Consider the following 287-nt stretch of genomic DNA (forward strand, 5'->3'; position numbering starts at 1 on the left):
ATTACTGGGCGTAAAGCGCATGCAGGTGGTTCATTAAGTCAGATGTGAAAGCCCGGGGCTCAACCTCGGAACTGCATTTGAAACTGGTGAACTAGAGTGCTGTAGAGGGGGGTAGAATTTCAGGTGTAGCGGTGAAATGCGTAGAGATCTGAAGGAATACCAGTGGCGAAGGCGGCCCCCTGGACAGACACTGACACTCAGATGCGAAAGCGTGGGGAGCAAACAGGATTAGATACCCTGGTAGTCCACGCCGTAAACGATGTCTACTTGGAGGTTGTGGCCTTGAG

The 287-nt window shown here is 52.3% G+C and carries 1 rRNA gene; it reads left to right on the forward strand.

The window, feature by feature from the left end:
* Positions 1-287 (forward strand): 16S ribosomal RNA (locus IQO02_RS22560); the annotation flags it as partial.

The sequence above is a fragment of the Vibrio sp. OPT24 genome, assembly GCF_015163545.1.
Classification (GTDB): domain Bacteria; phylum Pseudomonadota; class Gammaproteobacteria; order Enterobacterales; family Vibrionaceae; genus Vibrio; species Vibrio cyclitrophicus.